This is a genomic window from Mameliella sp. MMSF_3455 (assembly GCF_030733205.1).
GTDB lineage: Bacteria > Pseudomonadota > Alphaproteobacteria > Rhodobacterales > Rhodobacteraceae > Antarctobacter.
Window position 1 is genome coordinate 1 of the sequence record NZ_JASHJL010000050.1, and the last position, 20,691, is coordinate 20,691.

Below are 20,691 nucleotides of genomic sequence, written 5' to 3' on the forward strand. Positions count from 1 at the left end.
TGCTCCGCCCAGAACCCCTCGGGGTCGGACACCGACCGCGCGTACATCTCGTCATACCGCGACGCGTCAACGTGGGCGTGTTTCACCATATCTGCGGACGGGGGATAGGTGGTGCTCATTGGGCTCTCCTCCAGAAAATGCTCGGGGGCAGGGAAAACCTCCCCGCCCCCGAAATCAAGTGGTTCCTAAGTCCTGTACGGCCTCGGCGGGTCTTGCCGTGCAGCGCGCCGGGTCAGATCGCCAGGTATTCCGCGCGGAGGCTCTCGTTCTCCAGCACCTCGGCGGCGCTGCCGTCGAAAACGATGGAGCCGGTGTCCAGGATCACTGCCCGGTCGGCCAGTTGCAGTGCGCGCACCGCGTTCTGTTCGACGATGATCGTGGTCATGCCCTGTTCCTTGATGTGGCGCAGGGTCTTTTCGATCTCGTCGACAATGACCGGGGCCAGGCCCTCGTAGGGTTCGTCGAGCAGCAGCACCTTGATGTCGCGCGCCAGCGCCCGGGCGATGGCCAGCATCTGCTGTTCGCCGCCCGAGAGGGTGGTGCCCTCCTGCTTGCGGCGTTCGCCCAGGCGCGGGAACAGGTCGTAGAGCCGTTCCAGCGACCAGCCGATGGGCGGCGCGATCTGGGCCAGTTGCAGGTTCTCCTCGACCGTCAGGCCGGGGATGATGCGCCGGTCCTCGGGGACAAGGCCGAGACCCGCGATGGCGGCCTGGTGCGCCTTCATGGTGTGAAGGGGCTGGTGGTCCAGCCAGATTTCGCCGTGGTTGACCTGCGGGTCGTCCAGTCGGGCGATCGAGCGCAGCGTGGTGGTCTTGCCGGCGCCGTTGCGGCCCAGCAGGGCCAGGATCTCGCCCTCGTGCACGTTGAAGCTGATGCCCTGCACGATGTAGCTCTCGCCGTAGTAGGAATGCATGTCCCAGACCGAGAGGAAGGCGGGGGCGGTTTCCGCCATGTTGGCGTTCTTGGAAAAATCGGGGCGGACGTTCATCTTTGGCTTCTCCCGTCCCGGGGCTGACCCGGAACCTCATGGGTGGAGGCCCCGGCGCAAGGCCGAGGCGCTTTGTGACGGTTCAGTGCGCTTCGCCCAGGTAGGCTTCCTGCACCTTGGGATGGCCCTTGATGTTTTCGGGCGCATCCTCGACCAGCGGCGTGCCCTGCGCCAGGACCGTGATCCGGTCGGCGAGGGAGAAGACCACGTGCATGTCGTGCTCGATGATGGCGATGGTGATGTCGCGCTCGTCCTTGATCTGCTTGAGCAGGTCGATGGTGTTGTTGGTGTCGGCGCGCGCCATGCCGGCGGTGGGCTCGTCCAGCAGCAGCAGCCTGGGCGACTGCACCAGGCACATGGCCATCTCCAGCCGCCGCTTGTCGCCGCGGGACATCGAGGCGGAATGCATGTGGCGCTTGTCCAGCATGTTCACCTCGTCCAGCATCTTCTCGGCCTCCTCGATGAGCGATTTCTCGTTCATCACGGTTTCGATGGCATGCAGGCGATAGGCCCCGTCGCGCTTGGCGAAAAGCGGGATCATCATGTTCTCGAACACGGTCAGATCACCAAAGATCTCGGGCGTCTGGAAAACGCGGGAAATCCCCATCTGGTTGATCTCGTGCGGGGATCGGCCCAAAACCGACTGGCCCTGGAACATGACCGACCCGGTGTCGGGGATCAGCTTGCCCACCAGGCAGTTCAGCAGGGTGGACTTGCCCGCGCCGTTCGGTCCGATGATCGCGTGGCAGCTGTTTTCCGCCACGCTGAGGGTCACGTCCGAGAGGGCCTTGAGACCGCCGAAGCGCTTGCCCACGTCCTTGACTTCAAGAATACCCATCAGTCTGTCTCCTTATTCCGCGGGCTCTGTGCTGGCCGACTTGGGATCGTCGGCCTTCTTGCGGTTGAAGAAGCGGGCGATGCGCTGACCGCCTTCGACAAGGCCGCCGGGCAGGAAGGTCACGACAAGCATGAAGATGATGCCCAGCGTCAGGTGCCAGCCCTTGCCGACGAAGGGATGGATGACGAAGACGACGAAGTCCTCGATCCCGTCCGGCAGGAAGGCGAACCAGCCGTGCAGCACGTTGTCGTTGATCTTGGAAAAGATGTTTTCCATGTACTTGATCGCGCCGGCGCCCAGCACCGGGCCGATCAGCGTGCCCGCGCCGCCCAGGATGGTCATCAGCACGACCTCGCCCGAGGCCGTCCACTGCATGCGCTCGGCGCCGGCCAGCGGGTCCATCGCGGCCATCAGGCCCCCGGCCAGACCGGCATACATGCCGGAGATCACGAAGGCCGCCAGAGTGTAGGGCTTGGGGTTCAGGCCGGTGTAGTTGAGGCGCTGCTGGTTCGACTTGATCGCGCGCAGCATCATGCCGAACGGCGAGCGGAAGATGCGGATCGCCAGGTAGAAAGAGATCAGCATGACCACCGCGCAGACGTAGTACCCGACCGAGAAGGTGAAGCTCCACGGGCCGACGACCATGTCGGTGGCGGCGCGCATTTCCAGGCCAAAGAGGTTGGTCACCGGGATCGACCCGTCGGCAGTGGCCGAGGCCCCGAGGATGCGCGGATCGTCAAGCGTCAGCTGCAAGCCGGTTTCGCCGTTGGTCAGCGGCGTCAGCACCGAGTAGGCCAGCGCAAAGGACATCTGTGCAAAGGCCAGGGTGAGGATCGAGAAGTAGATCCCTGTCCGGCGCAGGCTGACAAAGCCGATGACCAGCGCGAAGAGCCCCGCGATGACGACCGACAACAGGATTGCCGGGAGGATGTTCATGCTCAGCAGCTTGAACATCCAGACCGCCGAGTAGCTTCCCACCCCCAGGAAGGCGGCGTGACCGAAAGACAGGTAACCGGTGAGGCCGAAGAGGATGTTGAAGCCGATGGCGAAGATACCGAAGATCACGAAGCGCTGCATCAGGTCCGGGTAACCGGCGTTGAACTGTGCCAGCCCGCTATCGGTCGGGAAGGGGTTGAGGATGAAGGGCGCGAGCATTGTGAGCAGCGCCACGATGAGCAGCAGGGTGCTGTCTTTCTTGTCCAGTCCGAACATGGGCTTACTCCATCACGCCCTTGCGACCCATCAGACCGCGTGGGCGGGTCAGAAGGATGACAATGGCGACAAGGTAGATGATGATCTGGTTGATGCCGGGCACGAGGGTGATGACCTCTTTCATCGAGGCAAAGCTTTCCAGGATGCCCAGCAGGAACCCGGCGGCGACGGCGCCCGGAAGCGACCCCATGCCGCCCACGACGACCACGACAAAGCTGAGCACGAGGAAATCCATCCCCATGTGATAGTTGGGCGCGTTGATCGGCCCGTACATCACGCCCGCCAGGCCCGCGACCGCGGCGGCGAGGCCGAACATCAGGGTGAACCGCTTGTCGATGTCGATGCCGAGCAGGCCCACGGTCTCGCGGTCGGCCATGCCGGCGCGGACCACCATGCCGAAGGTGGTGAACTGCAGGAAGGCAAAGACCGCGCCGATGATCGCGACGGCGAAGCAGAAGTAGACGATCCGCCAGATCGGGTAGACGATGGTCGAGGTCAGCTGAGCCACGCCGGTCAGCGCCTCGGGGGCGGGGGTCTGGATCGGGTTGGCGCCGTAGAAGTACTTGATGACTTCCTGCAGGACGATCGCCAGGCCGAAGGTCACAAGGATCTGGTCGGCGTGCGGGCGCTTGTAGAAATGCTTGATCAGCCCGCGTTCCATGACGAAGCCGATGAGGATCATGATCGGGATGGCAAAGAGGATGGCCAATGGTACGGACCAGTCGATGATGGTCGATCCCATTTCAGGCCCGAACCAGCTTTCGACATAGGGTGTCTTGACCTTGAGCGGGTTGCCCAGAAAGTCGGTCCGGGTCGGATCGACGGTCTCGAACGACAGGTTCAGGATACGTTGCAGTGTCACCGAGCAGAAGGCGCCGATCATGAACAATGCGCCATGCGCAAAGTTGACCACGCCCAGCGTGCCGAAGATGAGTGTCAGTCCCAGCGCGATCAGCGCATAGGCCGAGCCCTTGTCGAGCCCGTTCAGAACTTGGAGGATGATGGCGTCCATTGTCCCACCCTTTGCGGTCGGAGTGCGGAAAAAGAGAGGACCCGTGTCAGCGGGCCGAGGGGGAGTGTGCTGGGTGGGCAGGGCACATGGCCCTGCCCGTCACGCGGCCCCGCGAGGGCCCGGCGTGATTACGCGCCCGGGTTGCAGGAGCCCAGCGAGCCGCCTGCGAACATCGGGTGATCGGGTGCGTATTCGACCTGCGCGCGCGGCGTGACTTCGACGATCTCCAGAAGGTCGAATTCCGAGGTCGGGTTGTCTTTCCCCTTCACGACCAGCACGTCCTTGAAGCACTGGTGGTCTTCGGCACGGTAGAGGGTCGGGCCGTTGCCCAGGCCGTCGAACTCGAAACCTTCCAGGGCTTCGGCGATGGCGCAGGGGTTGAACGACCCGGCGCGCTGTGCCGCATCCGCGTACAGCAGGGTCTGGACGTAGCAGGTATGCGCGGCCTGGCTCGGCGGGAAGCCGTACTTGGTGCCGAAGGACTTGACGAAGGCCTTGGACCCCTCGTCCTGCAGCGACCAGTGCCAGTTGGTGGACCCGAAGATGCCCTTGACGTTGGCGCCGGCACCCTTGGCCATCAGGCGCGAATACAGCGGCACGACGATCTCGAAGTCCTTGCCGTTCACGACCTTCTCGCGCAGGCCGAACTGCACGGCGTTGGTCAGCGAGTTGACCATGTTCCCGCCATAGTGGTTCAGGACCAGCACGTCGGCGCCCGAGTTCAGGACCGGCGCGATGTAGGACGAGAAGTCGGTGGCGGCCAGCGGCGTCAGCACGTTGTTGACGGTTTCCCAGCCCAGTGCCTCGGTGGCGGCGGCGATGGATTCCTGCTGGGTCCAGCCCCAGGTGTAGTCGGCGGTCAGGTGATAGGCCTTGCGGTCGTTGCCGTACATCTTGGCCAGCACCGGCGCCAGCGCGGCACCCGACATGTAACCGTTGAAGAAGTGACGGAAACCGTTGGCCTTCTTGTCCTTGCCGGTGGTGTCGTTCGAGTGGGTCAGGCCGGCCATGAAGATGACGCCGGCTTCCTGGCAGAGCCCCTGGACCGCGATCGCCACGCCCGAGGAGGAGCCGCCGGTGATCATGATGGCGCCGTCTTTTTCGATCATCGACTTGGCCGATGCGCGCGCGGCGTCCGATTTGGTCTGGGTGTCGCCGGTGACGTATTCCACCTTCTTGCCCAGGATGCCCGTGCCGTCCAGGGCCTTGGACGAGAAGGTCGACAGCATGCCGCCGTCGCCGCCGCCGTTCAGGTGCTCGACCGCCAGTTCGTAGGCGCGCAGCTCGTCTGCGCCTTCATCTGCGTAGGGGCCGGTTTGCGGAACGTTGAAGCCCAGGGTCACGGTGCTGCCGGTGGGTGCGTTGGTATAGCCCGAGTGGCTGGCTGCCGACAGGTAGGTGGGCAGCGCCAGGCCGGCACCGGCCACGGCACCAGTCTTGATCACGCCACGGCGCGTCACGTTGAGTTTGGACATGAAATCCTCCCGTTTCGAAAAAGCCGCCCCGGAATTCTCCTCAGTCTTCGGGGGCGTTCGCACATCTGTGCAAACGCAGTATGGCAGGGGGATGGAAAATTGCGCAACAAGCGCTTTACGAGTAACACTTTTTTTGTCAACGTCTGAAAAGTAGACAGTGGTATTCTGTAAAGGTGTTTATGTTGCGTTGCAGAAACCCCTTGAATCGGCAAAGGAAAGCCCCATGCCCCGCGATACGCTGACGGGATCGCGAATCCGCGAAAGACGGGTGCTGCGCGGCATGAAACAGGCTGATCTGGCCCGAAAGGCCGGTATCTCTGCATCTTACCTGAATCTTATCGAGCACAATCGCCGCAGAATCGGCGGCAAGCTGCTGTTGTCGATCGCCGAAATCCTGCGCGTCGAGCCGGCCGCCCTGACAGAAGGCGCGGGCGCCGCGCTGATCTCGTCGCTGCGCGAGGCTGCCGCCGACATGCCGCAGGTTTCGGCGGAACTGGACCGGGTCGATGAATTCGCCGGGCGCTTTCCGGGCTGGGCGCAGCTCTTGGCCGACAGCCGCACCCGCGTCGCCCAGCTGGAACGTAGCCTCGAGACGCTGAACGACCGCATGACACATGACCCGCATCTGGCCGCCTCGCTGCACGAGATGCTGTCGACCGTGACGGCTATCCGCTCTGCCGCCTCGATCCTGGCCGAGCCGGGCGAGGTGGATGCGGAATGGCAGGCGCGGTTTCACCGCAACATCTACGAGGACAGCGCCCGCCTGGCCGAGACCAGCCGTGGGCTTGTCACCTACCTGGAGGCGGACGAGACCTCGCCGCTGGAAACCGGCGCACCGCAAGAGGAGCTGGACGCGGCGCTGGAAAAGGCGGGGCACACGGTGCCCGAGCTGGAAGCCGGGGAAGACCGGGACGCGGCGCTGGCCAAGCTGGGCCGGGGGTTGTCCGGTCCGGCGCGGGGGCTCTTGCGGGGTTGGCTGGACCGCTATGCCAGTGATGCCGCGGCTTTGCCGCTGGACCGGCTGCGCCCGGCGGTCGAGGCGCACGGCCCCGACCCGGCGGCGCTGGCCGCGGCCCTCGGTGCCGATCCGGCCTGTATCATGCGCCGCCTTGCCGCCATGTCACCCGAGGACCTGCCGACCCCGGTCGGCCTCGCGATCTGCGACAGCTCGGGCGTGCTGACCTATCGCAAGCCGCTGCCGGATTTTCCCATGCCCCGGTTCGGCGCGGCCTGTCCGCTCTGGCCGCTCTACCGGGCATTGTCGCGTCCGCATGTGATCCTAGCCGGGCCTGTCATGCAGGTCGGGCGCAGCGGTGCCGTGCTCTGGGCCGATGCCCTCGCCACGCCGCAGGCCGGCCCGGCGGTCAATGCGGATCCGCTCTACCAGGCGCAGATGCTGGTGCGTCCATTGCCGCAGGGGGCGGAACCGCCCGCGACCCTGCCGCAATTGGGCGTGGCCTGCCGCGTCTGCCCCCGTGAATCCTGCGAGGGGCGGCGCGAACCGTCGATCCTGGCCTCGGTCCGGCGCTGAACCCCCCGGGGGCTGCCGCGCGCACATGGCGGTTTCCCGCGGGCCAGAAAACCGATCGAAGGGCCAAGTGGTTTTTGACAGAGGTCGCAAATACCGCATAAGTTCGATCCACCTGCTTGACGTTGGGCGCAACAAGACCTGGGAGGCGGGATGCGGGGGGAAGACATGGGCGGACAGGTTCTGCTGATCGAGGATGAGCCGAATATCATCGAAGCGATCCGGTTCATATTGTCCCGCGATGGCTGGCAGGTGCACACACATTCCAACGGCACCGACGCCGCGCAGATCGTGCGCGACCGGGCGCCCGACGTGGTGATCTTGGACGTGATGCTGCCGGGGCGGTCGGGCTACGACATCCTGCGCGAATTGCGCGAGGACCCGGCCCATTCCGACCTGCCGGTGCTGATGCTGACCGCGCGGGGCCAGAGCAAGGACCGCGAGATGGCCGAGCGCGCCGGCGCCAGCCGCTTCATGACCAAGCCCTTCTCGAACGCCGAGGTGCTCGACGCCGTGCGGGCCCTGTCGGCGCAATGACCCGCCCGCCGGGCAAGCCGCCCGTGCGCCATGCGCCGTTCCAGGTCGAACGCCAGAGCTTTCGCCGCCGCCGCCTGATCGACGCGGCTTGCGCCTTGCCCCTGCTGGGCTGGGTGCTGTGGTGGCTGCCGCTGCTGTGGCGGGGGGCCGATGCGCCGGTGCCCGCCTCGCTGGTGCTGGTCTATATCTTCGGGATCTGGCTGGGGCTCGCGCTGGCAGCGGCGCGGCTGGTCCGCCTGCTGGGGCGTGCGCGCAACGTCTCGCCACTGCCCGAGGGTGAGGATCCGTGAGCATTCTGAACCTGCTGGCGGCGATCTCGATCGCCTATGTCGCGCTGCTCTTTGGTGTTGCCTTCTTTGCCGAGCGTGCGGCGCAGAGCGGGCGGGTGCGCTGGCTGCGGGCGCCCATCGTCTACACGCTGTCCCTCTCGATCTACTGCACCGCCTGGACATTCTACGGCGCGGTGGGCAGCGCGGCCCGCAACGGGTTCGAGTATCTGACGATCTACCTTGGCCCCAGCCTGGTCATGCTGGGCTGGTGGTGGATCCTGCGCAAGTTGGTGCGGATCGGGCGCAACCAGCGCATCACCTCCGTCGCCGACCTGATCTCGTCCCGCTATGGCAAATCCAACCTGCTGGGGATCGGTGTCACCATCCTCGCGGTGATCGGGACGACGCCCTATATCGCGCTGCAACTGCAGTCCGTGACGCTCTCGGTCGAGGTGTTTTCCGAACCGGTCCCGATCGAGGAGGCCGGCAACAGCCTGACCGCCTTCTGGGTGGCCGCCGGACTGGCGGTCTTCACGGTCATCTTCGGCACGCGCAACCTGGACGCCAATGAACGCCACCACGGCGTCGTCATGGCCATCGCCGTCGAGGCGGTGGTCAAGCTGACCGCGCTGGTGGCGCTGGGGGTCTTCGTGGTCTGGGGGCTTTCCGGCGGGGTGGCCGCGACGCTGGCGCGGATCGATGCCTCGGAACTGGGCACCTGGCAGGTGAACAACGGCCGTTGGGCCGGGATCATGCTGCTGTCGGCGGCGGCCTTCCTCTGCCTGCCGCGGATGTTCCAGGTGCTGGTGGTCGAGAACGACAACGATGCCCAGCTGCGCATGGCCGCATGGGCGTTCCCCTTGTACCTCATGGCGATGAGCCTGTTCATCGTGCCGATTGCGGTGACCGGGCTCGACCTGCTGCCCGAGGGGGCGAACCCCGATCTCTTCGTGCTGACCCTGCCACTGAGCCAGGGTCAGGAGGGGCTGGCGCTGCTGGCCTTCCTGGGCGGATTCAGCTCGGCCACCTCTATGGTGATCGTCGCAGCCATCGCGCTGTCGACAATGGTGTCGAACCATATCGTCATGCCGGTCTGGCTGCGCCTGCGCGAGGGCACGGCGAGCGTCTCTGGCGATGTGCGCAACGTGGTCCTGCTGTCGCGGCGGCTGTCCATCGCGGGCGTGCTGCTGCTGGGCTATCTCTATTACGCGCTGTCCGGAGGGCGGACCGAACTGGCCGCCATCGGCCTGATCGCCTTTACCGGCGTGGCGCAGGTGCTCCCGGCGCTGATGGGCGGAATCTTTTGGCGCGGGGCGACCCGCGTGGGGGCGCTGGCGGGGCTGACGGCGGGATTCTCGATCTGGCTCTACACGCTGTACTTGCCCAGTTTCGGCCCCGGCACGGTTCTGCCCGCAAGCTGGCTCGCAGACGGTCCTCTGGGACTCACGCTGCTGCGGCCAGAGGCGCTGTTCGGGATCAGTTTCGACGACAAGCTGCTGCACGCCGTGTTCTGGAGCCTGCTTCTGAACACGCTGGCCTTTGTCGGCGGGTCACTGTTCAGCGCCGCCTCGCCGCTGGAACGGTTGCAGGGGGCGCAGTTCGTGTCGGCCCGGGCGGCGGGCACCGGGCCGCGCAGTTGGCTGCAAAGCACCGCCGAGAGCGAGGACCTGATGGTCATGACCCAGCGAATCCTGGGGTCCGACGAGGCGCAGGCGCTGTTCCTGCGCGAGGCCCGCGCGCAGGGGCTGGAGGGCGAGTTGCCCGCGCCGACGCCGGAATTCCTTCAGGTGCTGGAACGCGAACTGGCCGGATCGGTGGGGGCGGCCACGGCCCATGCGATGGTCGGCCAGATCACCGGCGGGGCGATGGTCTCGGTCGAGGACCTGATGGCCGTGGCCGACGAGACCGCGCAGATGATGGAATATTCCGCCCGGCTGGAAGCGCAGTCGCTGGAACTGAGCCGCACCGCCGCCCAGCTGCGCCGCGCCAACGACAAGCTGACGCGGCTTTCGGTGCAAAAGGATGCCTTTCTCAGCCAGATCAGCCACGAGTTGCGCACGCCCATGAGCTCGATCCGCGCCTTTTCCGAGATCCTGCGCGATACACAGGGTCTGACCCGGGCGGACCAGAATCGCTATGCCTCGATCATCCATGACGAGGCGATGCGCCTGACCCGGCTGCTGGACGACCTGCTGGACCTGTCGGTGCTGGAAAACGGCCAGGTCAACCTGAACCTCACCGATGGGCGGCTGGAGGACATCCTGGACCGCGCGGTGTCGGCGGCGCTGGCCGATGAGGCCGGGTCCGGGATCCGGGTGATCCGGCGCCGGGTTGGTGAACAGGTTCGGCTGACCACCGATGTCGAGCGGCTGAGCCAGGTCTTCATCAACCTGATTTCCAACGCGCGCAAATACTGCGACGCCGCAGAGCCGGAGCTGCGGATTTCCGTGACCGAGGCGCGGGGCCAGTTGCTGGTGGATTTCATCGACAACGGGTCCGGCGTGGCGCCCGAGGCGCAGGACGTCATCTTCGAGAAATTCGCCCGGGTCAGCGATCAGAAGGCCGGCGGCGCGGGCTTGGGGCTGGCGATTTCGCGCCAGATCGTGACCCGGCTGGGCGGCGATATTTCCTACCTTCCGGATCGTGGCGGCGCGGCCTTTCGCGTGTCGCTGCCGGTGCGGCAGGCAATGGCGGCGCAATAGGGCGCGCGGCCCCTGTCGATTTTCCCGACAAAAGCCAGATCGTTAAAGCGGTTGGTAACCAAATCCTCTGATAACGGGCAGTGGAGGCTGTTGATGACGGGCGATTTTCTGCATGGCTGACGGTGCACGCAATGACGTACTTGGGCAAAAAGCCCAGGCGGCTCAGCGCGCCTATGAGGCGCGCGGCATGTCGCTGCCCAAGGCATTGCGCCGGGCGTTGTCGCGCACCGCCGACGTGCTCTGGGACCTGGCGCTTGTGACGCAATCCGTCACCGTCGAGATGCTCGACCAGGACGAGGTTGTCGAGGCGCTGGGCCCGCGCGACCTGCTGATCCTGCTGGATGGGCCAGAAGGGGCGCTGGGCCTTGTCTCTGTCGACCGCCAGGTGCTGACCGGCGTGGTCGAGGTGCAGACCATCCAGCAAGTCACCCAGATGCCGGTCGAGGAAGACCGGATCCTGACACAGACGGACGCCGCCATGATGGCGCCCCTGATCGACGGCGCCCTGACCCGGCTGGCCGGCACGATGGAGGGGCATCCGCTGCACCCGCAGTTGGACGGTTACCGTTTCGGCGCCATGCTCGAGGATTCGCGCGCAGCGGGACTGATCCTTGACGCGGCGGCCTACCGCGCCTTCCGGGCCGAGATCGACCTTGCTCTTGGGCGCAGGCGCGGGCGAATGACGATCTTCCTGCCGGAACGCAAGTTGAGCCAGGACAGGACCGAGGCCGGGGCGGGCGTCGGCCCGCACGAGGAACGGTTGAGCCGGGTTGCCGCGCGGCTGGATGCCAAGCTGGCCCGGATCACCCTGCCGCTGGGCCGGGCTGAGGCGCTGAAGCCCGGCGACCTGCTCACGCTGCCCCCGGATGCGCTGGACAAGGTCGAGGTGACGGCGGGCCGTGGCGACCTGGTCGCGCGTGGTCGGCTGGGCCAGTTGAACGGGTTGCGCGCGGTGCGGTTGAACTGGCCGTCAACAGGGGTGACGGCGGCCTCTTTGGGGATGGCCGCCGACGCGGACCCGGTGGCAGAGGCAGGCGCCGGACCTGGCGCGCCGGCGGCGGTGCCGGAACCGGTCGTGCCCGACCTGCCGCAGGTGGCAGAACCTGCCGGGGAAGAGCTGCCCGACCTGCCGCCGATGGATTTCGACGGCGGAGATTTCGATTTCTCGGACCTCGGGGAGGACAGTTCGGCGGAGGGCGGCGGGGAACCGATGGCCGCCTTGCCCGAGATCGACATGGGCGATGGTTTTGACGCCGCGCCGCTGGACTTCGATTTCGAAGAGGATTGAGCGCCGCGCTATCAAGAACAGTTGCGCGCGCAGTGAGCAGGGCCAAGGGCGCGCTGATGAAAGGCTGGGCCCCGTGTCGCGGACGCGGGAGCCCGCCGTTCATCCGCTCAGGGCTTGGACAGGGTTTCCAGCGTCGGGCGCAGCCCGGCCAGGTTGTAGCCCGCCTTGGCCGCCGTCTCGATCACCGCATCGGCGCCCAGCGTTTCTGCCTGCCCCAGCGCCCAGATCACCGAACAGCGCGTGCCCGAGGCACAGTAGGCCAAGACCGGCCCTTCGGCACCGGCGATCAGCTCTGCCTGCCGCAGGATGTTTTCGGCGGTCATGGTCTGATGCGTGATCGGCAGCACCTCGAAGCGCAGGCCCTGCGCCTCGACCGCGTGGCGCATCGCGTCGGCCTGGTGCGAGGGCGGAACCTCTGCATCGGGCCGATTGTCGATGACCAGGGCATAGCCCGCGGCCTTGATCGCCTCGGCATCCTCGGGGTCGATCTGGGGAGAGACGTGATACTGGTCGGTCAATACGCGCGGTGTCATGGGTTCGGTTTATTCCGCCGGAACGGCCCTGTCCAGCCGCGCGCGCAGCATCGGTGCAATCAGCATCCCGCCGATCATCGCCGCGAGGAAGACATAGAGGCCGGAACCGCCATAGCTGAGCGAGGCGATCGAGGGGCCGGGGCAGAGCCCGACAAGTCCCCAGCCGATCCCGAACATGACGGAGCCGAGGATCAGCTTGCCGTCGATTTCCTTCGAGGGCGCCGGCGGCAGCGCCAGTCCGGTGACCGAGGTCGTGCGGCGGCTGCGGATGAGCCAGGCAATGGCCATCGGGATCATGGCGCCGCCCATGACAAAGGCCAGCGTCGGGTCCCAGGCGCCGAAGACGTCCAGCCAGCCCTGCACCTTGGTCGTGTCGGTCATCCCCGAAACGAAGAGCCCGGCGCCGAACAGCCCGCCGGCGAGGAATGCAACAATAAGTCGTGCCATGTCAGATCACTCCCAGGATGTGGCGGAAGAGGACGACGCCGAGGCCGCCGGCAAGGATGTAGCAACAGGTGGCCACGATCCCGCGCACCGACAGGCGGGACATGCCACAGACGCCGTGCCCCGAGGTGCAGCCATTGGCGATGCGCGTGCCGACACCGACCAGCAGCCCGGCCGCCACCAGCACGGCGTAATTGTCGGTGATATGGGTGTCGACGGCGCCGTAAAAGGGCATCAGCAGCACGGGCAGCAGCGCCACGCCCACCAGGAAGACGACGCGTTCGGCGGCCGTGGACCACCCCGAGCCATCGACGAGCCCGCCGATGATTCCGCTGGCGCCCATGATGCGGCCGTTGCCAAGCAGGTAGACAGCGCCACCCGTGCCGATCAGCAAGCCGCCGATCAGGCCCCAGATCCAGTCTATAGGCATATTTATGTTTCCTTTTTTGCGGTCCGGGCGGTTCCCGGTTCGCCTCGGGAGAACGTCGCTCTGGAAGGTGCCTCTGCGCGGAGGCAGGGACGCGCCCCCGCGCAGAGTGCCGTCAGGGTCAGAGCTTGTTGACCGGGACCTTGAGATAGACGTCGCCCTTTTCATCCGCCGGCGGCATCTGGCCCGCGCGCATGTTCACCTGCAGCGAGGGGATGATGAGCTTTGGCATGGCCAGCGAGGCGTCGCGACTGTCGCGCATGTGCACGAAATCTTCCTTGGTCTTGCCTTCGCCGACGTGGACATTGGCGGCCTTCTGTTCGCCCACGGTGGTTTCCCAGGCGTATTCGTCGCGGCCCGGCGCCTTGTAGTCGTGGCCGACGAAGATGCGGGTCTCGTCCGGCAGGGCCAGGATCTTCTGGACCGAGTCGTACAGCGTTTCCGAAGACCCGCCGGGAAAGTCGCAGCGCGCGGTGCCGAAATCGGGCATGAACAGCGTGTCGCCCACAAAGGCCGCGTCGCCGATGACATAGGTCAGGCAGGCGGGCGTGTGGCCGGGGGTATGCAGCACGTCGACGCGCATCTGGCCGATGTGGACCGAGTCGCCCTCCTGGAAGAGCTGGTCGAACTGCGAGCCGTCGCGCTGGAACTCGGTGCCTTCGTTGAAGACCTTGCCAAAGGTGTCCTGCACGATCTTGATGCGGTCGCCGATGCCGATCTTGCCGCCCAGGGCTTCCTGGATGTAGGGGGCCGCGGACAGGTGGTCGGCATGGACATGGGTTTCCAGTAACCACTCGACCTTGTAGCCCTTGTCCTTTACGAAGCCGATGACGGCGTCGGCTGATTTCGTGTCGGTACGACCGGACGAATAGTCGAAGTCCAGAACGCTGTCGATGATGGCACAGGACATGCCGTTCGGATCGCGCACGACATAGGAGATCGTGTTCGTGGCATCGTCGAAGAAGGCTGTGACTTCCGGTTTCATGTCGGTTCCCTCCAAACAGTCTGGATATTCATATACACAAATGTGAATATGTTTCAAGAGGGAAGGTGCGATTGATATGCATCAAGGTGTGCGCTGCGACGGTTTGACAGAGTGCCGGAAAGGTCACGGAGTCTTGCATCATGTCCCACCACGCACGGAAACTGGCACTGCTTGAACGGCTGCGCGCACTGGGTGTGCGGCTGGACGGGATCGAAGAGGCGCTGGAGGCGCCGCACTCGAAGGACTGGGAGGATCAGGCCATCGAGCGCGAAGGCGAAGAGGTGCTGGAACGGCTGGGCGCCAGCGGCCAGGCCGAGGTGGCGCGGATACGCGCCGCCCTGGGGCGTATGGCGCGTGGTGAATACGGGATCTGCACCCGCTGCGGTGAGGAGATCTCAGCACAACGATTGGAAGCGGTGCCCGAGTCGCCGCTGTGCAAGACCTGCGCCGCCGAGGTTTGAGGCGGCCCCAAGGCCAGGAGGAATGACATGTCGAAGGAACTGGAGGCGCGGCTCGAATCGCTGCGCAAGGAGTTGGCGGCAGCCAAGGGCGAGGCGCGCGATGAGCTGATGGACCACTTGGAACAGGCGGTTCTGGGGCTGGAAGGCGTCGGTGCCGAGATCCCCGCATGGGCGCGCGAAATGGTCGAGGCGCATCACGAGGACGAGGCCGAGGACGGCTTTGACAACATGCCTGTGTAACGCGCACGGTCCGGGGCGCGCGCCAACGCCCGCCGTCGGCCAGTCCGGCCGGGCGGGGTTGCCTGTGGTCCCTATGGAAAGGGCTGAAAACGGCGGCCGCCGAAATGGATCGGAATTCCGGGATTGCCAGGCCCCGGCCCATCGGGGGTGTTGGCCCCCTCGTCGCGCGCATCACGGGTGGCCCGGAGGGGCCAGGTGATCCGGTTTTCAGTGATCGATCGCGGGCAAGACTGCGCGCCGGCGGTTAAGGAACGCTGACAGCACCGCGCGGTGTTACCCTGCGGTGTTCCGCGCGGTCCGGTTGGGATCCGGGGCCTCAGCCCATGAAGATCCCCAGTATCACCATCATCAGCCCGATCACCGACAGGAACAGGGCGCCCATGTTCAGTGGCACGACCTTGCGCACCACCGCGCGCAGGTCCTCGTCCGACAGGTTGGCCCGCCGCGCTGTCCAGACGCGGACGATGCACCAGACCAGCCCGACCAGTCCGGCCAAAGAGAGCGCCGCGCCTCCCCAGATCAGTGCTGCCATTGTCGCTGTCCCCCTGGATGTCTACGCCGCTGCGCCTAGCGCAAGCCCGCCGCAGAGTGCAAGCCCCGGCTTGCGCGCTCTTGATGGGGGACACGGGCCTGGGGTATCGAAGGGCCCTATACGGTCACGAGGCTGAAGAGGCAGACATGCAGGATACGGGAACCGACAGCTACGGCGTCGCCGCGGGCGAACTCAAGCAGTTCATAGAGCGGGTCGAGCGGCTCGAAGAGGAAAAGAAGGAGGTCGCCGAGCAGATCAAGGAGGTCATGGCCGAGGCCAAGGGACGCGGCTATGACACCAAGGTCATGCGCAAGGTGATCGCCCTGCGCAAGCGCGATGCCGACGACATCGCCGAGGAAGAGGCGGTGCTAGACATGTACAAGGCCGCGCTGGGCATGGGCTGACGGCCCACGGGGCAGGGCGGGCCGGGGTCCGGCGCGCTCTGCCCGGTTATTGAGCAATTTGCCCGCAACGGGATCAACACAGCCTTTCACGCCCGTTGCACCACTCGTCACGGCCCGTTAGCGTACCTGTTACAAGACAGTGATGGGGTGGACCGCACGGGCATGAACGATCAAGTCTATTTTGACGAGATGCTGGGCACGGAGGGCAAGGTACGCAGGCCCTACCAGTCCTTCAATACATGGTTCGAAGCCGAGGAACCCAAGCATCTGAGGGCCAAGCAACGTGAGGCGGAGGACCTGTTTCGCCTCACCGGGATCACCTTCAACGTCTACGGAAGGGCCGAAGCCGAGGAACGGTTGATCCCCTTCGATATCATTCCGCGCATCATTTCCGGCCGCGAATGGCAAAAGCTGAGCCGGGGGATCGAACAGCGGGTGCGTGCGATCAACGCCTTTCTCTACGACATCTACCACGGCCAGGAGATCGTGAAGGCCGGGCGCCTGCCCGAAGAGATGATCGCGCGCAACGATGCCTTCCTGCCCGAGATGATCGGGATGCGCCCGCCGGGCGGGGTCTATACCCATATCGTCGGCATCGATCTGGTGCGTACCGGGCCCGACGAATTCTATGTTCTCGAGGACAACGCGCGTACGCCGTCGGGCGTCAGCTACATGCTGGAAAACCGCGAGACCATGCTGCAGATGTTCCCCGAGCTCTTCCTGGAGAACCGGGTGCAGCCCGTGTCGACCTATCCCGGCGACCTCTACAATTCCCTTGCTGCCTGCGCCCCCGAGGGGCTGGGGCGCAAGCCCACCGTCGGCCTGCTGACGCCGGGGATCTACAACTCGGCCTATTTCGAGCACAGCTTCCTTGCCGACGAGATGGGTGTCGAACTGGTCGAAGGCCATGATCTGCGGGTCGAGGACGGCCGGCTGTGCATGCGCACGACCCTGGGGTACAAGCCGATCGACGTGCTCTATCGCCGGGTCGACGACGATTTCCTGGATCCGCTGACCTTCAACCCCGACAGTGCGCTGGGCGTGCCGGGGGTCATGGATGTCTATCGCGCAGGCAATCTGACAATCGCCAACGCGCCGGGCACCGGCATTGCAGACGACAAGGCGATCTACAGCTACATGCCTGAAATCGTCGAGTTCTACACCGGCGAACGGCCCTTGCTGGAAAACGTGCCAACCTGGCGCTGTTCCGACAAGGAGTCGCTGGCCTACGTGCTGGACAACCTCAAGGAACTGGTGGTCAAGGAGGTGCATGGCTCTGGCGGCTACGGCATGCTGATCGGCCCCACCGCCAGCAAGAAGGAACTGGCCGAATTCCGCAAGAAGCTGGAAGCGCGGCCCGGCAACTATATTGCCCAGCCGACGCTGAGCCTGTCGACCGTGCCGATCTTCACCAAGTCGGGCCTGGCGCCGCGCCACGTCGACCTGCGGCCCTATGTGCTGGTCAGCCCCAAGGGGATCAACATCACGCCGGGCGGACTGACCCGCGTGGCGCTGAAGAAGGGCTCGCTCGTGGTGAACTCCTCCCAGGGTGGGGGCACCAAGGACACCTGGGTGCTGGAGGACTGACGCGGGATGTTGGGAAAAACGGCAAACGGCCTGTTCTGGATGTACCGCGCGCTGGAGCGCGCCGAAAACACCGCCCGCCTGATCGAGACCGGGCAGCGGATCGCACTGACCCGCATGGGCGCCTCGGACGAGGAATGGCGCTCGGTCCTGCAAACGGCGGGCGCGCTGGACGGGTATATCGCGGGACATGAGACCGTGACCAAGGACGCGGCCATCGACTGGCTGCTGCGGTCGCGTGACAACCCGTCGTCGGTGCTGTCCTGTGTCGAACAGGCGCGACTGAACGCCCGGCTGGTGCGCACCGCCCTGACAGGCGAGGTCTGGGAGGCGATGAACGGCACCTACATGCGGGTCAAGGAAGTGCTGGCGCGCAAGGTCAGCGAACGCGACCTGCCGCAGGTGCTGGGCATGATCCGCCAGCGCACCGGCCTGGTGCGCGGCGCGACCCACGGCACCATGCTGCGCAACGACATCTACGATTTCGCCCGCATCGGCACCTTTCTGGAACGGGCCGACAACACCGCCCGCATCATCGACGTGAAATACTATGTCCTGTTGCCATCGGTCACGGCGGTGGGCACCTCCATCGACAACGTGCAGTGGGAAACCATCCTGCGGTCCGTCTCGGGGCAGGGGGGCTACCGGATGGAGTACGGCGCCTCGACAGAGCCGCGCGACATTGCGCAGTTCCTGATCCTGAACCGCCGGATGCCGCGGTCGCTGGCCTTTTGTGCGCGCAAGCTGCGGGACAACCTCGGCTTCCTCGGAAGCGATTATGGTGAACGGGCGGCCTCTTACGCCAAGATCGACCATATCGACCGCGCCTACCTGAGTTTCGATATCGACGCGGTGTTCGACTACGGCCTGCACGAGTTCATCCAGAAGATGCTGCTGCTGCTGGGGGACCTGGGACGCCAGATCGAAGTCGATTACCGGTTCTACGAATGACTGCCCAGAGGCCCCGATGATCCTGACCATCCGCCACATCACCCGCTACCGTTTCGAAGAACCGGTGAGCTTTGGCCTGCAACAGTTGCGCAAGACGCCGAAGTCGCGGCACAGCCAGAACGTGCTGCGCTGGGAAACCTCGGTCACGGGCGGCAATCAGACGCTGTCCTATACCGACCATCACCAGAACACCGTCGACCTGATCGAGATCGATCGCGGCTCGCAGGAGTTGGTCATCACCTGCGAGGGCGATGTCGAACTGGCCGACAACCACGGCGTCGTGGGCCGGCACCTTGGCCCGGCGCCGCTTTGGCTTTATCGCCGGGTAACGCCGCAGACCAAGGCGGGGCAGGGCGTGCGCGCGCTGGTGCGCAGCGTGTCGGGCGATACCGAACTGGATCGCGCCCACGCGCTGATGGCAGCGGTGGCTGACGCCGTGAAGTACGAGGTCGGATCGTCCGAATCCGACTGGACCGCCGAGGAAGCGCTCTCTGCGGGCAGTGGGGTCTGCCAGGACCATACCCATGTCTTCATCGCCTGCGCCCGCGAGATGGGCCTGCCGGCGCGTTATGTCTCTGGCTACCTGATGCTGGATCACACCACCGAACAGGACGCCATGCACGCCTGGGCAGAGGCGCATCTGCCGGGGCTGGGGTGGGTCGGTTTCGACTGTTCCAACTGCATTTCGCCCGACCAGCGCTATGTCCGCGTGGCCACCGGCATGGATTATCACGACGCGGCGCCCGTGCGCGGCACCCGGCAGGGCGGTGCGCTGGAGGCGCTGGACGTGGAAATAGAGGTTGCACAGCAGTAACCGCGCGGCACGTCCCGCCACGGAAACCGTGCTGCCCGGAACTGGCGCTTGCCGGGTCCCGGTCCTGACCGTAGAAGGCAACTGGACACGGGCAGGAAAGGCACGCGCGGGATGACCTATTGCGTTGGGATGATGTTGAACCGGGGGTTGGTCTTCATGTCCGACACCCGCACCAATGCCGGGCTCGACAATATCTCGACCTATGGCAAGATGAAGATCTGGGAGGCCGAGGGCGACCGCGTGATCACGCTGCTCAGCGCCGGCAACCTGGCCACCACGCAGGCCGTCGTCAGTGAGCTTGACGAGCGCGTCAAGGCGCATGGCGAGCGCAACCCCTCGGTGCTCGAGGCCGCCTCGATGTACCAGGTGGCGCGGCTGGTGGCGGACACGCTGCGGGACGTCATCGCGCGCCATTCGGATACCGGCCAGCGGGCCTCTTCCGTGTTCAACGCCACGCTGATCCTGGGTGGGCAGATCGCCGGCGGCCCGCCACGCCTGTTCCTGATCTACCCCGAGGGCAATTTCATCGAGGCCGGGCCGGACACGCCGTTTTTCCAGATCGGCGAGATCAAGTACGGCCGCCCGATCCTGGTGCGGGCCTACGATCCGGACCTGAGTTTCGCCGAGGCGATGAAGCTGCTGCTGGTCAGTTTCGACAGCACAGTAAAGGCGAACCTGACCGTCGGCGCGCCCTTTGACTATCACCTTTACACGGTCGACAGCCTGGTGCGCGGCGACACCGGGCGGGTCGAACAGGACGATCCCTACTTCCAGACCATCAGCCAGGGGTGGGGCGATGCGTTGAAACAGGCGCTGGACAGCCTGCCGGCCTTTGGGTCGATGCCCGGCGACTAGGGCATGGGCGCGGCCCTGTGGCCGCGTCGTTCAGGGGCGCTCTGGCCCGCCATCGGGAAAGCCCGTCCGGCGGGCCCCGCCGCTCGGTCAGCCGCTTTCCTGGATGGTCGCCAGGAAGAAGACCAGCTCGAGAATCCGGGCCTGGGCCGATGGCATGTCGGTCTGGCCGCCGCCGTATTCACCTTGCTGCGCGATGATCTCGGCATTGAACCGGTTGCCCCAGATCGGCATTTCGCTGGTGCCATGCGCACGCGTCTGGCCGGCATCGGCGATGAGGTCATAGACCTGTTGCGCGGGAAACTGACCGCCGTTGCGCTCTGATATCCGCGTCAGGTCAGACGGCGCGGACTTGAGGTAATCGAGGATCGGGCCGCCCCCCTTGCCATCCGTGCCGTGGCAGACGGCGCAATTGGCCTGGAACGCATCCTTCCCGATCTCCTGGGACAGGGCCGCGACCGGCAGTGAAAGAAAACCCATAAGCACCGGAAAAACAATCTTTGCGGATTTCAACATGACTTCCTCCCGAATGAATGGTCGGCCGTCAGGGCCGACCATGTCTGGAACGGTAGGCAGGGGGGCGGAGATGCACATTAATCCCGATCATGGCGGACA

At 65.5% G+C, this 20,691-nt stretch carries 23 protein-coding genes; 12 read left to right on the forward strand and 11 right to left on the reverse strand.

All coding sequences use genetic code 11. The annotated features are described in order from the left end of the window. Positions 1–232 precede the first annotated feature (232 nt). From RBB42_RS24130 to RBB42_RS24150, 5 genes are all read right to left on the reverse strand, one after another. Positions 233–988, reverse strand: coding sequence for an ABC transporter ATP-binding protein (locus RBB42_RS24130; protein ID WP_305972231.1), 756 nt, complete (start codon positions 986–988; stop codon positions 233–235). Positions 989–1,070: 82 nt separating this feature from the next. Next, entirely contained in the window at positions 1,071–1,826 is a 756-nt protein-coding gene (locus RBB42_RS24135; RefSeq protein WP_305972232.1) for an ABC transporter ATP-binding protein, read from the reverse strand. Positions 1,827–1,838: 12 nt separating this feature from the next. Further along, positions 1,839–3,038 carry a branched-chain amino acid ABC transporter permease gene (locus RBB42_RS24140; RefSeq protein ID WP_305972233.1) on the reverse strand — a complete coding sequence of 400 codons (1,200 nt, stop codon included), beginning with the start codon at positions 3,036–3,038 and terminating at the stop codon, positions 1,839–1,841. Between the two features lie 4 nt (positions 3,039–3,042). Continuing rightward, positions 3,043–4,050 carry a branched-chain amino acid ABC transporter permease gene (locus tag RBB42_RS24145; RefSeq protein WP_305972234.1) on the reverse strand — a complete coding sequence of 336 codons (1,008 nt, stop codon included), beginning with the start codon at positions 4,048–4,050 and terminating at the stop codon, positions 3,043–3,045. Positions 4,051–4,178: 128 nt separating this feature from the next. Continuing rightward, the gene (locus RBB42_RS24150; RefSeq protein ID WP_305972235.1) at positions 4,179–5,525 is read right to left on the reverse strand and encodes a substrate-binding protein; all 1,347 of its coding nucleotides are present in this window, start codon (positions 5,523–5,525) and stop codon (positions 4,179–4,181) included. Positions 5,526–5,748: 223 nt separating this feature from the next. Here RBB42_RS24150 and RBB42_RS24155 point away from each other — a divergent pair, with 223 nt between their 5' ends. The 5 genes from RBB42_RS24155 (at position 5,749) to RBB42_RS24175 (ending at position 11,849) form a co-directional block, all read left to right on the forward strand. Beyond that, a complete protein-coding gene (locus RBB42_RS24155) occupies positions 5,749–7,056 on the forward strand; it encodes a helix-turn-helix domain-containing protein (protein ID WP_305972236.1) in 1,308 nt (435 codons plus the stop codon). 165 nt (positions 7,057–7,221) lie between these two features. Further along, positions 7,222–7,590 (forward strand): response regulator transcription factor, encoded by a 369-nt coding sequence (locus tag RBB42_RS24160; RefSeq protein ID WP_043146447.1) that lies wholly within the window; start codon positions 7,222–7,224, stop codon positions 7,588–7,590. Next, entirely contained in the window at positions 7,587–7,880 is a 294-nt protein-coding gene (locus RBB42_RS24165; RefSeq protein WP_305972237.1) for a hypothetical protein, read from the forward strand. Before RBB42_RS24160 ends, RBB42_RS24165 begins: the two co-directional genes overlap by 4 nt. After that, positions 7,877–10,561 carry an ATP-binding protein gene (locus RBB42_RS24170; RefSeq protein WP_305972238.1) on the forward strand — a complete coding sequence of 895 codons (2,685 nt, stop codon included), beginning with the start codon at positions 7,877–7,879 and terminating at the stop codon, positions 10,559–10,561. Before RBB42_RS24165 ends, RBB42_RS24170 begins: the two co-directional genes overlap by 4 nt. Positions 10,562–10,673: 112 nt before the next feature. Continuing rightward, the gene (locus tag RBB42_RS24175; protein ID WP_305972239.1) at positions 10,674–11,849 is read left to right on the forward strand and encodes a FliM/FliN family flagellar motor switch protein; all 1,176 of its coding nucleotides are present in this window, start codon (positions 10,674–10,676) and stop codon (positions 11,847–11,849) included. 107 nt (positions 11,850–11,956) lie between these two features. Here RBB42_RS24175 and RBB42_RS24180 read toward each other — a convergent pair whose 3' ends face one another. The 4 genes from RBB42_RS24180 to RBB42_RS24195 all read right to left on the reverse strand — a co-directional run bounded on the left by RBB42_RS24180 (position 11,957) and on the right by RBB42_RS24195 (position 14,238). Next, positions 11,957–12,382, reverse strand: a complete 426-nt coding sequence (locus tag RBB42_RS24180; RefSeq protein ID WP_305972240.1) for a protein tyrosine phosphatase family protein — start codon at positions 12,380–12,382, stop codon at positions 11,957–11,959. A gap of 9 nt (positions 12,383–12,391) precedes the next feature. After that, complete coding sequence (locus RBB42_RS24185; protein ID WP_305972241.1) at positions 12,392–12,829, reverse strand: DUF6691 family protein; 438 nt, start codon at positions 12,827–12,829, stop codon at positions 12,392–12,394. A 1-nt stretch (position 12,830) separates the two neighbouring features. Beyond that, positions 12,831–13,256 carry a YeeE/YedE family protein gene (locus RBB42_RS24190; RefSeq protein WP_305972242.1) on the reverse strand — a complete coding sequence of 142 codons (426 nt, stop codon included), beginning with the start codon at positions 13,254–13,256 and terminating at the stop codon, positions 12,831–12,833. A gap of 118 nt (positions 13,257–13,374) precedes the next feature. Next, on the reverse strand, positions 13,375–14,238 hold the full coding sequence (locus RBB42_RS24195; protein ID WP_305972243.1) for an MBL fold metallo-hydrolase: 864 nt from the start codon (positions 14,236–14,238) through the stop codon (positions 13,375–13,377). Between the two features lie 140 nt (positions 14,239–14,378). On the opposite strand from RBB42_RS24195, the gene RBB42_RS24200 reads away from it, so the two are divergent. Beyond that, positions 14,379–14,699 carry a TraR/DksA family transcriptional regulator gene (locus tag RBB42_RS24200; protein WP_306043848.1) on the forward strand — a complete coding sequence of 107 codons (321 nt, stop codon included), beginning with the start codon at positions 14,379–14,381 and terminating at the stop codon, positions 14,697–14,699. Between the two features lie 27 nt (positions 14,700–14,726). Then, positions 14,727–14,939, forward strand: coding sequence for a hypothetical protein (locus RBB42_RS24205; protein WP_305972245.1), 213 nt, complete (start codon positions 14,727–14,729; stop codon positions 14,937–14,939). 316 nt (positions 14,940–15,255) lie between these two features. Here RBB42_RS24205 and RBB42_RS24210 read toward each other — a convergent pair whose 3' ends face one another. Beyond that, positions 15,256–15,471 carry a hypothetical protein gene (locus RBB42_RS24210; protein WP_305972246.1) on the reverse strand — a complete coding sequence of 72 codons (216 nt, stop codon included), beginning with the start codon at positions 15,469–15,471 and terminating at the stop codon, positions 15,256–15,258. Between the two features lie 146 nt (positions 15,472–15,617). Here RBB42_RS24210 and RBB42_RS24215 point away from each other — a divergent pair, with 146 nt between their 5' ends. The 5 genes from RBB42_RS24215 to RBB42_RS24235 all read left to right on the forward strand — a co-directional run bounded on the left by RBB42_RS24215 (position 15,618) and on the right by RBB42_RS24235 (position 20,079). Beyond that, positions 15,618–15,875, forward strand: coding sequence for a DUF2312 domain-containing protein (locus tag RBB42_RS24215; protein ID WP_043146416.1), 258 nt, complete (start codon positions 15,618–15,620; stop codon positions 15,873–15,875). A gap of 162 nt (positions 15,876–16,037) precedes the next feature. Beyond that, positions 16,038–17,462, forward strand: a complete 1,425-nt coding sequence (locus RBB42_RS24220; protein ID WP_305972247.1) for a circularly permuted type 2 ATP-grasp protein — start codon at positions 16,038–16,040, stop codon at positions 17,460–17,462. Positions 17,463–17,468: 6 nt separating this feature from the next. Further along, positions 17,469–18,410 (forward strand): alpha-E domain-containing protein, encoded by a 942-nt coding sequence (locus tag RBB42_RS24225; protein WP_305972248.1) that lies wholly within the window; start codon positions 17,469–17,471, stop codon positions 18,408–18,410. Between the two features lie 16 nt (positions 18,411–18,426). Further along, complete coding sequence (locus RBB42_RS24230) at positions 18,427–19,224, forward strand: transglutaminase family protein (RefSeq protein ID WP_305972249.1); 798 nt, start codon at positions 18,427–18,429, stop codon at positions 19,222–19,224. A 111-nt stretch (positions 19,225–19,335) separates the two neighbouring features. Then, positions 19,336–20,079 (forward strand): proteasome-type protease, encoded by a 744-nt coding sequence (locus tag RBB42_RS24235; protein WP_305972250.1) that lies wholly within the window; start codon positions 19,336–19,338, stop codon positions 20,077–20,079. An 87-nt stretch (positions 20,080–20,166) separates the two neighbouring features. On the opposite strand, the gene RBB42_RS24240 is transcribed toward RBB42_RS24235, so the two are convergent. Next, positions 20,167–20,592 (reverse strand): c-type cytochrome, encoded by a 426-nt coding sequence (locus tag RBB42_RS24240; RefSeq protein WP_305972251.1) that lies wholly within the window; start codon positions 20,590–20,592, stop codon positions 20,167–20,169. Positions 20,593–20,691: the final 99 nt, after the last annotated feature.

Bases quoted from the DNA above. Each gene is read 5' to 3' on its own strand.
- RBB42_RS24140 (WP_305972233.1), bottom strand. From the start codon at position 3,038: ATGTTCGGACTGGACAAGAAAGACAGCACCCTGCTGCTCATCGTGGCG.
- RBB42_RS24230 (WP_305972249.1), top strand. From the start codon at position 18,427: ATGATCCTGACCATCCGCCACATCACCCGCTACCGTTTCGAAGAACCG.
- RBB42_RS24200 (WP_306043848.1), top strand. From the start codon at position 14,379: ATGTCCCACCACGCACGGAAACTGGCACTGCTTGAACGGCTGCGCGCA.
- RBB42_RS24190 (WP_305972242.1), bottom strand. From the start codon at position 13,256: ATGCCTATAGACTGGATCTGGGGCCTGATCGGCGGCTTGCTGATCGGC.
- RBB42_RS24135 (WP_305972232.1), bottom strand. From the start codon at position 1,826: ATGGGTATTCTTGAAGTCAAGGACGTGGGCAAGCGCTTCGGCGGTCTC.
- RBB42_RS24130 (WP_305972231.1), bottom strand. From the start codon at position 988: ATGAACGTCCGCCCCGATTTTTCCAAGAACGCCAACATGGCGGAAACC.
- RBB42_RS24195 (WP_305972243.1), bottom strand. From the start codon at position 14,238: ATGAAACCGGAAGTCACAGCCTTCTTCGACGATGCCACGAACACGATC.
- RBB42_RS24180 (WP_305972240.1), bottom strand. From the start codon at position 12,382: ATGACACCGCGCGTATTGACCGACCAGTATCACGTCTCTCCCCAGATC.
- RBB42_RS24210 (WP_305972246.1), bottom strand. From the start codon at position 15,471: ATGGCAGCACTGATCTGGGGAGGCGCGGCGCTCTCTTTGGCCGGACTG.
- RBB42_RS24225 (WP_305972248.1), top strand. From the start codon at position 17,469: ATGTTGGGAAAAACGGCAAACGGCCTGTTCTGGATGTACCGCGCGCTG.
- RBB42_RS24240 (WP_305972251.1), bottom strand. From the start codon at position 20,592: ATGTTGAAATCCGCAAAGATTGTTTTTCCGGTGCTTATGGGTTTTCTT.
- RBB42_RS24150 (WP_305972235.1), bottom strand. From the start codon at position 5,525: ATGTCCAAACTCAACGTGACGCGCCGTGGCGTGATCAAGACTGGTGCC.
- RBB42_RS24145 (WP_305972234.1), bottom strand. From the start codon at position 4,050: ATGGACGCCATCATCCTCCAAGTTCTGAACGGGCTCGACAAGGGCTCG.
- RBB42_RS24165 (WP_305972237.1), top strand. From the start codon at position 7,587: ATGACCCGCCCGCCGGGCAAGCCGCCCGTGCGCCATGCGCCGTTCCAG.
- RBB42_RS24235 (WP_305972250.1), top strand. From the start codon at position 19,336: ATGACCTATTGCGTTGGGATGATGTTGAACCGGGGGTTGGTCTTCATG.
- RBB42_RS24220 (WP_305972247.1), top strand. From the start codon at position 16,038: ATGAACGATCAAGTCTATTTTGACGAGATGCTGGGCACGGAGGGCAAG.
- RBB42_RS24160 (WP_043146447.1), top strand. From the start codon at position 7,222: ATGGGCGGACAGGTTCTGCTGATCGAGGATGAGCCGAATATCATCGAA.
- RBB42_RS24175 (WP_305972239.1), top strand. From the start codon at position 10,674: ATGGCTGACGGTGCACGCAATGACGTACTTGGGCAAAAAGCCCAGGCG.
- RBB42_RS24215 (WP_043146416.1), top strand. From the start codon at position 15,618: ATGCAGGATACGGGAACCGACAGCTACGGCGTCGCCGCGGGCGAACTC.
- RBB42_RS24155 (WP_305972236.1), top strand. From the start codon at position 5,749: ATGCCCCGCGATACGCTGACGGGATCGCGAATCCGCGAAAGACGGGTG.
- RBB42_RS24185 (WP_305972241.1), bottom strand. From the start codon at position 12,829: ATGGCACGACTTATTGTTGCATTCCTCGCCGGCGGGCTGTTCGGCGCC.
- RBB42_RS24205 (WP_305972245.1), top strand. From the start codon at position 14,727: ATGTCGAAGGAACTGGAGGCGCGGCTCGAATCGCTGCGCAAGGAGTTG.